General features: G+C 33.8%; 11 protein-coding genes. 5 read left to right on the top strand and 6 right to left on the bottom strand.

Annotation, left to right across the window (positions count from 1 at the left end; all coding sequences use genetic code 11):
• Positions 1 to 8: 8 nt before the first annotated feature.
• A complete protein-coding gene (locus FLACHUCJ7_RS14765; protein ID WP_180909416.1) occupies positions 9 to 1,304 on the bottom strand; it encodes an anthranilate synthase component I family protein in 1,296 nt (431 codons plus the stop codon).
• A gap of 188 nt (positions 1,305 to 1,492) precedes the next feature.
• Here FLACHUCJ7_RS14765 and FLACHUCJ7_RS14760 point away from each other — a divergent pair, with 188 nt between their 5' ends.
• Positions 1,493 to 2,404 carry a DUF4349 domain-containing protein gene (locus tag FLACHUCJ7_RS14760; RefSeq protein WP_180909415.1) on the top strand — a complete coding sequence of 304 codons (912 nt, stop codon included), beginning with the start codon at positions 1,493 to 1,495 and terminating at the stop codon, positions 2,402 to 2,404.
• 203 nt (positions 2,405 to 2,607) lie between these two features.
• Positions 2,608 to 2,982 (top strand): DoxX family membrane protein, encoded by a 375-nt coding sequence (locus tag FLACHUCJ7_RS14755; RefSeq protein WP_078227775.1) that lies wholly within the window; start codon positions 2,608 to 2,610, stop codon positions 2,980 to 2,982.
• Between the two features lie 60 nt (positions 2,983 to 3,042).
• Here FLACHUCJ7_RS14755 and FLACHUCJ7_RS14750 read toward each other — a convergent pair whose 3' ends face one another.
• Positions 3,043 to 3,585 carry a lipocalin family protein gene (locus tag FLACHUCJ7_RS14750; RefSeq protein WP_078227774.1) on the bottom strand — a complete coding sequence of 181 codons (543 nt, stop codon included), beginning with the start codon at positions 3,583 to 3,585 and terminating at the stop codon, positions 3,043 to 3,045.
• A 155-nt stretch (positions 3,586 to 3,740) separates the two neighbouring features.
• Here FLACHUCJ7_RS14750 and FLACHUCJ7_RS14745 point away from each other — a divergent pair, with 155 nt between their 5' ends.
• Positions 3,741 to 4,394 carry a glycosyltransferase family protein gene (locus tag FLACHUCJ7_RS14745; RefSeq protein ID WP_180909414.1) on the top strand — a complete coding sequence of 218 codons (654 nt, stop codon included), beginning with the start codon at positions 3,741 to 3,743 and terminating at the stop codon, positions 4,392 to 4,394.
• Positions 4,395 to 4,447: 53 nt separating this feature from the next.
• Here the strand turns inward: FLACHUCJ7_RS14745 and lpdA are convergent, their stop codons facing one another.
• The 3 genes from lpdA to FLACHUCJ7_RS14730 all read right to left on the bottom strand — a co-directional run bounded on the left by lpdA (position 4,448) and on the right by FLACHUCJ7_RS14730 (position 7,106).
• Positions 4,448 to 5,851: a dihydrolipoyl dehydrogenase gene (gene lpdA, locus FLACHUCJ7_RS14740; protein ID WP_031453701.1), complete on the bottom strand. Its 1,404-nt coding sequence runs from the start codon at positions 5,849 to 5,851 to the stop codon at positions 4,448 to 4,450.
• A 359-nt stretch (positions 5,852 to 6,210) separates the two neighbouring features.
• Positions 6,211 to 6,456 carry a hypothetical protein gene (locus FLACHUCJ7_RS14735; RefSeq protein WP_180909413.1) on the bottom strand — a complete coding sequence of 82 codons (246 nt, stop codon included), beginning with the start codon at positions 6,454 to 6,456 and terminating at the stop codon, positions 6,211 to 6,213.
• A 194-nt stretch (positions 6,457 to 6,650) separates the two neighbouring features.
• The gene (locus FLACHUCJ7_RS14730) at positions 6,651 to 7,106 is read right to left on the bottom strand and encodes an Lrp/AsnC family transcriptional regulator (RefSeq protein WP_180909412.1); all 456 of its coding nucleotides are present in this window, start codon (positions 7,104 to 7,106) and stop codon (positions 6,651 to 6,653) included.
• Between the two features lie 378 nt (positions 7,107 to 7,484).
• Here FLACHUCJ7_RS14730 and FLACHUCJ7_RS14725 point away from each other — a divergent pair, with 378 nt between their 5' ends.
• A complete protein-coding gene (locus tag FLACHUCJ7_RS14725) occupies positions 7,485 to 8,687 on the top strand; it encodes an aminotransferase class I/II-fold pyridoxal phosphate-dependent enzyme (protein WP_180909411.1) in 1,203 nt (400 codons plus the stop codon).
• A gap of 197 nt (positions 8,688 to 8,884) precedes the next feature.
• Here FLACHUCJ7_RS14725 and FLACHUCJ7_RS14720 read toward each other — a convergent pair whose 3' ends face one another.
• Positions 8,885 to 10,819 carry an amino acid permease gene (locus FLACHUCJ7_RS14720; RefSeq protein ID WP_180909410.1) on the bottom strand — a complete coding sequence of 645 codons (1,935 nt, stop codon included), beginning with the start codon at positions 10,817 to 10,819 and terminating at the stop codon, positions 8,885 to 8,887.
• A 307-nt stretch (positions 10,820 to 11,126) separates the two neighbouring features.
• Between FLACHUCJ7_RS14720 and FLACHUCJ7_RS14715 the strand changes: the two genes are divergently transcribed.
• A complete protein-coding gene (locus tag FLACHUCJ7_RS14715) occupies positions 11,127 to 12,281 on the top strand; it encodes a Gfo/Idh/MocA family protein (protein WP_180909409.1) in 1,155 nt (384 codons plus the stop codon).
• Positions 12,282 to 12,299: the final 18 nt, after the last annotated feature.

Genomic DNA, 12,299 nt, shown 5'->3' with positions numbered 1-12,299 from the left:
TATTATTTTCAAATTAAACCTGATAATACCTCAGACATTGCTTTGGCCTTTAATAAACATTCTTCATATTCTTTTTCAGGTACAGATTGCGCTGTAATAGCACTCCCAACGGAAAACGAGACGTATTTATTTTCCTGATTATACAAAATACTCCTAATCACTACATTAAAATCAAAATCTCCTTCGGGTGAAAAGTAACCTACTGCTCCACTATACAAACCACGCTTGGTTTCCTCAAGATTTTCAATAATTTTCATTACCGAAATTTTTGGAGCACCCGTCATACTTCCCATTGGAAAAGTTGTTTTTAAAACATCTACAGGAGAATATTTAGGATGTAATTTTGAAGTTACTGTAGAAATCATTTGATGTACCTGCAAGAAGGAATAAATTTTGCAGAGTTCCTTAACTTCTACTGAACCTTTTTGTGCTGTGTGCGATAAATCATTTCGAACCAAATCGGTTATCATGATATTTTCAGCACGTTCTTTGGCATCTGATTTCAGAAATTGCTTTGATTTTTCATCTTCTAAAGGATCCGGAAATCGTTTTGAAGTTCCTTTGATAGGCTGAGAAATGATGGCATCACCATCTTTTTTCAAGTAACGTTCCGGTGACGCAGAAAGCAAAAAATGTTTGTTATTCTTAAAGAAAACTGAAAATGGCGCTTTTGAAATCTCATTCAGTTTTTGAAATTTTTCCAATGGATTGATAACGGCATTTTCGGCAAAAAATTCCATACAAAAATTAGCTTCGTACATATCACCTGCGTGAATGTGTTCCAGCATTTTTGTTACTTTTTGAAGATATAATTCTTTTGAAATTCGTTGTTGCACTTGTACTCTGTCCAACGTTTCGAAAGAATCATTTTTACTTTGAATAATTTCCTCAAAATCCTCTTCAACCTCATCATCACAAAGCGACAAATAGCTGATTTCAAGATGGTTTTCTTTCAATAAAAAAATCTTTTTAGGCTGAAAGAAAAACAAATCCGGAAAGTACAGTCCGTCAAAATTGGATGATTTTAAAGATTCTGTATCATTTTTAAGATCATAAGACAAATAACCAAAAAGCCAGTCTTTTGTAGTTTGCTGATACTGTTTTAAATCCTCAAACGCATTATGAAAATCTGTTTTTAAAGATGTAAAAGCATCAACAGCCATCATACAATCGAAGTTGGAATATTCTTGCGGATAAGTATTGCTATCCAAAAAAATAACCTCTCGAAATTGTTGTGACCAACTTAAAAGCTGTTGCTTAAACTGCCCCGGATCCGGAATGTGCTTGTGAATGGAAACTCTCAAAAATGAATCAATTTTAGATTTCAAAATTACGACAAAAAAATTCCTTCAATAAGTAATATCAAAAAAATATTGGCACACTTTTTAGTATATCGAATTAACAGTAATTCTTAAAACTTTTCTTGCCGTTTGGTTTAAACATTACTTACCCTTTATACAAAAACATTTATTAATCAACATTTAAAAACTTTATGAAAACAATTGCAAAATTAGGTTTGACCACCTTAGTTGTTACCGCAGTATTATTTTCCTGCAAAAAAGCAGATGCAACAGCAGAAGAAAAAGCAGATTACGCAACAACCGACAGTACAGCTGGTTTATCCAGCACAGCTATTTCATCATCGGCAGCAGTCGAAAAAAAAGACAGCAAACAGAAATTCATTCGAACTGCTGATATCAAATTCAAGGTTAAAAACGTCGTCAGGTCAACTTATGCAATTGAAAATGCTACCCAAAAATTTGGCGGGTTTGTTACCTATACCAATTTACAAAGTACTATTCAGAATCAGATTAAAACCAAAATCAGTCAGGACAGCACACTTGAAACTACTAAATTTACAGTAGAAAACAACATTACAATCCGCGTTCCCAATACACAGCTCGATACGGTTATCAAAACTATTGCCAAACAAATTGACTTCCTTGATTTCAGAGTAATCAAAGCCGATGATGTTTCACTGAAATTATTATCAAATCAGCTTTCTCAAAAAAGAAGTACCAATACCGAAAAAAGAGTCGAAAAAGCAATTGACGAGAAGGGCAAAAAAATCAATGATATTATGGAAGCAGAGAATATTTTGGCAAACCAAAAAGAAGCAAACGATAATCGCACTATTGATAATTTATCACTTCAGGATCAAATTAATTTCAGCACGGTAACTTTACAACTTTATCAAAACGAAACAATAAAGCAAGAAATAATTGCCGGTGAAAAAGATCCTGCTGCTTACAAACCAAACCTTGGAATCCAGATAATAGACTCCCTAAAAAGCGGCTGGTATATTTTACAGTCAATCTTAGTTTTCTTCGTTAATCTGTGGCCATTTATCTTAATAAGCATTGGCGGATTTTTCCTTTACAAGAAGTATCTGAAGAAACATTAATCGGCAATAAATTAGCATTTTCATAAGAAAAATTTATTATATTTGATATAGAATTAAACCAATCCTAAAATTAGATTTGTTTAATTATAAAATTCTTAAAAAATACCACAAAAAATATATTTGTGATTTAATTTGAGACTTTCAGTTTGTATCTTTTCCAATAGCTTATTTATATTTTTTAACCTTAAAAAATCCTAAGTATTATGAAAATTGCTACTATTATTGTCCGCGTTCTGATTGGTCTTTTGTTACTTGTTTCTTCTGTTGGATATTTTTTTCATCTTTTCCCGGAACCTGAAACTACCGGTAATTTTAAGGCTTTTAATATAGGCTTAGTTGCCTCAACGTATTTACTCCCTTTGGCAAAATCTATTGAATTACTTTGCGGAATAGCTTTCGTCACAGGTCGTTTTGTATCATTAGCCAATATTTTGATTTTACCTATAACCGTAAACATCTTGTTTATCAATTATTTTCTTGCACCTGAAGGTCTTCCGATTGCCGGATTATTATTCTTAGCTAACTTATTTTTGATCTACAGATATTGGGATAACTATAAAAGTGTATTTACTCCATGATCCAGATTTTAATTCAAAATACAAAGCCCCGACAGACTTTAAAATCTGTCGGGTTTATTTTTAATTTGCCTTCTCATGCTTTACCCAAACCAAATCAGATGTCTTATAGCCAATTTCAAGGGCTATCATAAGAAAATCCGTTTTGACATTTTCCGGAATTATTTTTTCTCTTGAAAGTATCCACATATATTTTAAACTTTCTCCGGCAACAAGAGCATATTTATAATCCTCATCAATTGCAATGACATTATACCCCGAATAAAAAGGACCAAAAAATGAAACCTTCAGCATGCCAATATTTTCTTTTCCAACAAATTTAGCTTTGCCTATGCTCTGCTGCCATTTGCCTTTTTTAAAATCATAGCCCTTATTATCAACTTTTATTGTTTTGTCTTCGTTTAAAGTATACTCAGCAGTCACGTTGTCTAAACCCCTTTCCCATTTATGATCTAATCTGGCGATTTCATACCATTTACCAAGATATTTTGCGCTGTCAAAATTTGTTATAGCAGTTGCTTTCTTCGGAATTCCTCCTCCACATGAGTACAAGGCTAATAAGATTCCTGCTCCAATCAAAACTGGAACTATATATCTGTTTTTCATAATATTCTCTTTTTATTTCTTCTAAAGATAATATCCCAAAAGCATATTTTCTTTACAAAATTTCACTTAAGGCTTACATGTTAAAACATTAATTTTAAAAAGTTTATACTATTCTAACAAAAAAATTATATTTGATAACTAATCAATCTCTAAAAATGAAAACATACATTTTTCTCATTATTCTGTTTTATTCTTCTTATTCCAGATCACAGTACACCAAGGCTGTAGATTCACTAAATAATGAAATATGCAAATCATTAGTTCAAGACAAAAATTTAAATAACGAAATTCGAATTAATACTATCAATAATTCTCACATTACTCCCTATTTATCAAAATTTAAAGACACTATTATTCAAGAAAAAATATTTGCGCAAATCTTTTATAGATTGCAAAAAGACTGCAATGAATTTGTGGCACTTTTTCCAAATAAATCACCTGAGAGTACATGGTCGATGCAAAATGAAAGACCTTTACAAATCATATCAAAAGAAGAATGTAATAATTTCAGTAAAACTTCGAAGTATTATTATGTCGAAAATGATGGCAATAAAGTAGAAGTTACTTTAAAAGATAATTTATGGGTAGAAAAATTTTCAGACAATACTTTTTCAAAACTACACTATAAAAACCAAGGCAATTGCGAGTTCGAGTTGGAATTTATTGAAAGTGATAATGTATCCAGAAAAAATTTAAGCATTAAAGGCGAAAAATATTTATACAAACTATACAATGAAGATAATCTTACTTATAGTGTTTATACAAAAAACAAGGAAACCTATTATATTTTCAAAATAGTAAAACAATAAAAAACCGCCAGATGAATTCTGACGGTTTTCTAAAATATGATTTACCTAAAATATTATACGTGTATAGCTCTGTTTTCAGTAGCAGCTAATGCTGCTTCTTTTATCGCTTCCGCAAAAGTTGGATGTGCGTGGCTCATTCTTGAAATATCTTCAGCTGAAGCTTTGAATTCCATTGCAGTAACCGCTTCAGCAATTAAATCAGCTGTACGTGCCCCAATCATATGAACTCCTAAAACCTCATCTGTTTTCTCATCAGCAAGGATTTTTACAAATCCGTCTAAGTCAGCACTTGCTCTTGCACGTCCTAACGCTTTGAATGGGAAACTTCCTGATTTGTATTTAACTCCGGCAGCTTTTAATTGCTCTTCAGTTTGTCCAACTGCAGCAACTTCCGGCCAAGTGTACACTACACCAGGAATTAAGTTATAATCAATATGTGGTTTTTGACCTGCTAAAATTTCAGCAACCATAGTTCCTTCTTCTTCGGCTTTATGTGCTAACATCGCTCCACGAACAACATCACCAATAGCGTAGATATTTGGAACACTGGTTTGTAAATGATCGTTTACTTCTACCTGTCCTCTGTCTGAGATTTTAACTCCAGCTTTATCAGCGTTTAACCCGTCTGTGTACGGACGACGGCCAACAGAAACTAATGAATAATCTCCTTCAAGAGTGATTGTTTCTCCTTTTGCATTTTCAGCCTGAACAGTAACAGCATCACCGTTTCTTTCAACTGATTTTACTTTGTGAGAAACATAGAATTTCATTCCTTGTTTTTTCAATACTTTAGTTAATTCTTTAGAAAGCGCTCCATCCATTCCCGGAATAATTCTGTCCATGAATTCCACTACAGAAACCTGAGCTCCTAAACGAAGGTAAACTTGTCCAAGCTCGATTCCGATAACTCCACCACCAATAATAACCAAGTGTTTTGGAACTTCTTTTAAAGCTAAAGCTTCAGTAGAAGTAATGATTCTTTCTTTATCAATTTTGATAAATGGCAAAGAAGATGGTTTTGATCCTGTTGCAATAACAGTATATTTTGCTTCGATAGTTTCTGATGTCCCGTCAGCTTTTGCAACAGAAATATGAGTTGCGTCTACGAAAGAACCCAAACCATTAAAAACAGTGATTTTATTTTTATCCATTAAGTAGTTTACTCCGCCTGCTGTTTGGTCTACAACTGCTTGCTTACGGGCAATCATTTTCTCTAAATTGATTTTTACATCACCCGAAACTTCGATTCCGTGATCTGCAAAGTGTGCAATTTCCGCATAATGGTGAGAAGATGATAACAATGCTTTTGAAGGAATACAACCTACATTAAGACAGGTTCCGCCCAAAGAGTTATACTTTTCTACAATTGCAGTTTTGAAACCTAATTGTGCGCAACGAATTGCTGATACATATCCGCCAGGACCTGAACCTATAATGACTACGTCAAATGAACTCATAGTTTTTCTATTTTTTATTTTAGCGTTACAAAATTAAGGAATAAAGTTTTGTTTAAAGTTTAAAGCTTAAGGTTTTTTGTTATGATTTCTTTAGTTTTTGAAAAGAAAGTGATTCTTTTTTGATTTTTGATTAAGGAATTTGAAATTTATAAAATCCTGTAAATTGATTTTCAAAAATAGGAAAATTTATATCGGGAAAATTTGACAGATTTTATCAACGTTAAAACTCAGGGTTTTCTTTGAGGATTTCTTGATGTATGAAAAACAGAATGAATAATTACAAAAAACCTTTACTTCTGCTTTCCTAAAATTCAATAGATTCGTCGATTTCTTTTTCTGCTAATGGTAAAATAGTAATCTTAAAAGCCATATTTCGCATTCAGGCGATTTTCGGTTTCTTCCCAAGAACCGGACTGATTTTCTCCAGAAATATATTTTTCTCTTTCTTCAGCAACCAAATCATAATGGGAATCGGAAACAATTGACTTTTTTTCATCATGACTAATGGCATCAAAAACACTTTCTAAAATTTCTAATTTCGAATCGTCTTCGATGAATTTTCCAAAATCTTTTATGAGTTTACGTCTTAATTCTTTCGTTTCCATTGTCGTAGCATTTTAAATCAAATTTAATGCTTTTTAGTTGTGAATTTGGTCCGTGAATTTACCGCAAAAATCATAACGGCTTACGTAAAGATTCGCAAAGTTTTATTTAGATTTTTTTGCTAAGCAAAGTGATGAAACTGAAACCTGAAATAAAAATTTTTTGCCCTCTAAACCTTGTAGTTAAAGTTAGAATCTTAGAAAATCACCGTCGAATTCTTCACTTCGCTGATCATAAACATACTTTGTGTGCTTCCAATATGCTGTAAAGTGGTTAGTTTAGTTACCAGAAATTCTCTGTATTCTTCCATGTCTTTTACTAATACTTTTAATATATAATCGTAATCGCCACTTACGTGATGACATTCTAAAACTTCGTTGAGTTTGATGACTTCACTCTCGAATTTGGTCAGGAATTCTTTGGTATGCTGAATGAGTTTTAAATGACAGAACACTACAAATCCTTTTTCGATTTTGGATTTATCGACCAACGCTACATAGTTTTTGATTATCCCTTCGCGCTCTAACTTTTTTATACGTTCATAAACAGCCGTTACCGAAAGGTTGAGTTTTAAGGACAATTCTTTGGTTGTTTTTTTACTGTCGGTTTGTAATAAAACCAGAAGTTTTTTATCAGTGGCGTCTAAAGTCATTTTTGTTGATTTTATAAGATGAAAGAAAATCTATTGATTTGGGTTTTCTAAATCAAATTTAGACAAATAATCTACATTAATTAATTTTAATAATTTTAAAATCTAATTATAATCATAATCATTGATTAATTTTCTAATAAACTGTTATTTTGAATAGGATTTCTTTTGAAAACGGGTGCACTAGCCCTGATGGGAAGGGAAATCCTTTTGTGGCGGGGTTCGCCACAAAAGATTGGAAGGAACAGCAGGAAATAGCTTCTAAACAATTGCAAAAATCAATTGCAATGTCAAAAGTCAATTCCAAAATCTATTTTAATCAAAAAATAACAAATACTAACCTGAGGATGAGATTGCTTCGTTCCTCGCAATGACATAAAAATGAAAAACTTTAATCCGGCAGACAAAATTCAGGATTTGCAATACTTTGGTGAATTTGGCGGTGTAAACCCTTCTATTTCTGATTCATCTACTTATACTTTTCTCTCGGCGAAAACCATGTTTGATACTTTTGAAGGAAATATGGAAGGCTGTTATTTGTATTCACGCCATTCGTCGCCAAGTAACTTGTATTTAGATCAGGCTTTGGCAGCGATGGAAGGAACAGAAACGGCAAATGTTTCTGCATCAGGCATGGGAGCCATAACACCTACTATATTACAACTTTGCGGTGCGGGCGACCACATTGTTTCCAGCAGAACGATCTATGGTGGAACATATGCTTTTTTGAAGAATTTTACGCCTCGTTTTGGTATTGAAACAAGTTTTATTGACATTACAAAACTGGATGTTGTTGAAGCTGCAATTACTTCTAAAACTAAAGTTTTGTATTGTGAAACTGTAAGTAATCCGCTTTTGGAAGTAGCTGATATTGGCGGGTTAGCAAAAATTGCTAAAAAGCACAATCTAAAATTGGTTGTTGATAATACGTTTTCGCCTTTATCTGTTTCTCCGGCAAAATTGGGTGCTGATATTGTAATTCATAGTCTAACGAAATACATTAACGGAAGTAGTGACACTGTTGGCGGTGTGACCTGTGCATCGAAAGAATTTATTAATTCGCTGAAGAATGTAAACTCCGGAGCAAGTATGCTTTTAGGCCCAACGATGGACAGTCTGCGTTCTGCAAGTGTTATGAAAAATTTAAGAACGCTTCATATTCGAATTAAACAACATAGTCACAATGCAGCTTATCTGGCTGAAAAATTTGAAAGTGACGGCTTAAAAACGGTTTATCCAGGATTGAAAAGTCACCCGAGTCATGAATTGTATAAAACCATGATAAATCCAGAATACGGCTTTGGCGGAATGCTGACTATTGATGTTGGAACTTTAGCGAAGGCAAATGAATTGATGGAGTTAATGCAGGATAGAAATTTGGGATATCTGGCAGTCAGTTTAGGATTTTATAAAACGTTATTCAGCGCGCCGGGAACTTCGACTTCTAGTGAGATTCCGCTGGAAGAACAACACGAAATGGGACTGACGGATGGTTTGATTCGGTTCTCGATTGGATTGGATAATGATATTCAGCGTACTTATCAGATGATGAAGGCTTGTATGGTGAAGCTTGGAGTTTTGTAAAAAGTTATTTCACAGAGATACACGGAGGGGTTTTCGCAGAGAATCGCTAAGTTTTTTTAAAAGCAGATTTATTAATATGTGTTTATAAAAAATCTATTAAAGTCTGCGTTAATCTGCAGATTCTGCGTTAAAAAAATAAAAAAGCCGTTCTGACCAATCTCAGAACGGCTTCCCATTTATAATTCATAACCCTAAACTTATACCTTTACTACAAAGTTCAGTTTACTATTTTTTCTGCTATAAGTAAAGTAAATCAATAACCCGATTAGTAACCAGATTGTAAAGTAAATCCAGTTCCACACGCTTAATTCTGCCATCATATAGAGACAGCAGATTAAACCCAAAAGCGGAATTAAAGACAAATTTTTTCTGAATGCCCAAACAGCTAATCCAACCAGAACAAAAAGAAAAATCCACATTGGAATTTTGTGTTTGAATAAACTGAAGCCTGATTCGTATTTTAGAGAATCATTGACTGGAAGACCTTTTACAACTTCGGCATATTTAGCTTCGTCGTCCTGATATTGGCTCAATAAATGTTCTAAATCTGAGGTTTCGGCAGTTTTATTTTTAACATCAATATTTTCTAAATAATTTAAAACTTTTGCAGATTCTTCTTTATTTAAGGATGTAATAATTGTTGTTGCATCAAATGTCTGTGCTTCATTATTAATAAAAGCCACAGTTGCCTTATTGTTGAAAGTAAAAGCATAATACAATCCGGAGATTATTAAAACCGGCAAAATATATTTTGAGTTTACATATGGTGTTTTGAATTTTCCTCTTGGAATTTCCGGCTTGTTCTGCAATACCAAAACTCCCGCACAAACCAATACAAAAGCAAATAAGGTTCCGATACTGCACAAATCGGTTACCATCGTTAAGTTTAAGAATAAAGCCGGTACTGCTACTACAAAACCTGTAACAATTGTAGCAAAAGAAGGCGTTTTGAATTTTGGATGTACAGTAGAAAATTTCTTAGGCAATAAACCATCACGGCTCATACTCATCCAGATTCTTGGCTGCCCCATTTGAAAAACCAACAAAACGCTAGCCATTGCAATTACTGCACTTACAGCGATAATACCTGACATCCATTTTAAGTCTAATTTAGCGAAAACAAACGCTAACGGATCTCCAACATTTAATTCGTTATAACGAACCATTCCGGTAAGTACTAAGGCAATCGCGATATATAAAATGGTACAAATAATAATGGCCCACATCATTCCGCGTGGTAAATCACGTTGTGGATTTTTGCATTCTTCAGCGGTTGTCGAAATTGCATCAAAACCAATATAGGCAAAGAAAACGGCCGAAACTCCTTTTAAAACCCCACTTACACCATTTGGTGCAAACGGATCCCAATTAGCAGTATCTACATATTTTACACCAACTGCGATAACTAAAAGCACAATACAAAGTTTCACAACTACCATTAAGTTACTGGCATTACGGGATTCTTTCATCCCACGGTAAACCAAAGCTGTAATTAAAACGATTATGAACAATGCCGGTAAATCTGCTACAAAATGGAAAGAACCAATTTGAGGTGCCGTTTTCCAGGCTGTATAAGCAGTTTGTAGTCCTGCATCTAAATTTTCAAAAGTTTTCCCCCCCTGCATTAAAGCCATTGCGTCTTTATAACCGTTTGAAGCGGTTAAATAATCCATCTGAATCCATTGTGGCAAACGAATACCGCCACTTTGGAGCAGTCCCGTAAAATAATCACTCCAGGATATGGCAACCGTTATATTTCCTACGGCATATTCCATAATTAAAGCCCAGCCAATAATCCAGGCTATTAATTCGCCGAAAGCTACATAAGAATAAGTGTAAGCACTTCCTGAAACAGGAACCATCGAAGCAAATTCGGCATAAGCAAAAGCTGCAAAACTACATGCTAAAGCTGTAAAAAGAAACAGAAAAATAACAGCGGGTCCGCCATCAGCACTGGCTTTTCCGATGGTACTAAAAATTCCTGCCCCAATAATAGCTGCAATTCCAAATGCTGTTAGATCCCTTGTTGTTAAGTGCTTTCCTAATGCATTGTGTCCATCTGCTTCGTTCTTTGCAACTTGATTCAGAATATCCTGTACTGTTTTTTTGCGGAATAAACCTGATAACGCCATATGTGGTTCTGGTTTTAAAATTAATATATTTCAGACTTTACGCTTTTATTTTGCAAATAATGCAAAAATTATCCTGAAATCAAATATATAAAACGATTTTGTTTATGTGAGATTTTTTTCACCATGAATTGCACAATTTTTCTTAATATTTTTCTCAATAATATGTAGCACTTTTTTAGGACTAGACCATTATAATTCTTTAATTTGATGCTAATTCGATACGTATGAGTAGCTTACACGAACACAAATATAACATTCTCACAAACAGCTTTACTAACAATTAGTATTTAACCAAAAGAATAATTTTATGGAAAAAATCACAAGACGCTCATTTGTAAATAAATTTGGAATTGGTGTTGGTGCTTCCGTTATAGTAACAACCCTTCCTTCATTTTTATCTGCACCTGAACCGGATAACCTGCCGTATACAGGAAAAAAAATAAATCTTGCCCTGTGCGGCTTAGGAATTTATGCCAACATAGTAGCAGAGTCCATGCAGGGTTCTGAATATTGCCATCTTGCCGGAATAGTAACAGGAACGCCTTCAAAAGCCATTAAATGGAAAGAAAAATACAATATTCCCGATAAGAACATCTACAATTATGAAAATTTCGATGAGATTATAAAGAATAAAGATATTGACATGGTTTATGTAATCCTACCTAATAGTCTTCATAAAGATTTTGTTATCCGTTCTGCCAAAGCAGGAAAACATGTTATCACTGAAAAACCAATGGCAATTACTGTAAAAGAATGCGAAGAAATGATCAAAGCCTGTAACGATAATAAAGTTCAGCTGGCCATTGGATATCGTTTGCATTACGAACCGACGCATTTAGAAATTAAGCGATTAGGGCAAGAGAAAGTTTTCGGACAAGTACGATATATAGAATCATCTCTCGGATATAAAACTTATGATACCATTGCCAAAAAGCCCGTAGATATAAATAGTCCTGCCAACTGGAGACTCAACAAAAAATTATCCGGCGGAGGTCCTTTAATGGATTTGGGAATTTATTGCATTCAGGCAAGCCGTTATATTTTAGGAGAAGAACCCATTTCGGTTACTGCTCAGTTTGGAACGATAAATGATAAAAACAGATTTTCAGAAACGGAAGAAAGTATCTCCTGGCAAATGGTATTTCCCAGCGGTGCAATGGCAAATGGCAATACTTCCTGTGGTTACAATATTGACAGAACATATGCATCTGCAGATCAGGGCTCTTTTGAATTAAGTCCGGGATTGAGTTATGGCCCCTATGAAGGAAAGACCTCTAAAGGACCTCTAAAATTTCCACCAATCAAACAACAGCAAAGACAATTGGATGAAATTTCTAAATTATTACTGGAAAACAAAAAACTTCCGGACCATATTAGAGGAGAAGAAGGATTGAAAGACATTAAGATTATTAATGCAATTTACAAAGCTGCTGAAACAGGAAACAAAGTCTCATTAAGCTAACCAGAAACATTTTATAAC

It is taken from the genome of Flavobacterium salmonis, from assembly GCF_903819435.1.
Taxonomy (GTDB): Bacteria; Bacteroidota; Bacteroidia; order Flavobacteriales; family Flavobacteriaceae; genus Flavobacterium; species Flavobacterium chungangense.
Note: the sequence above shows the minus strand (reverse complement) of the source record. Positions and strands in the feature narration are given on the sequence as shown.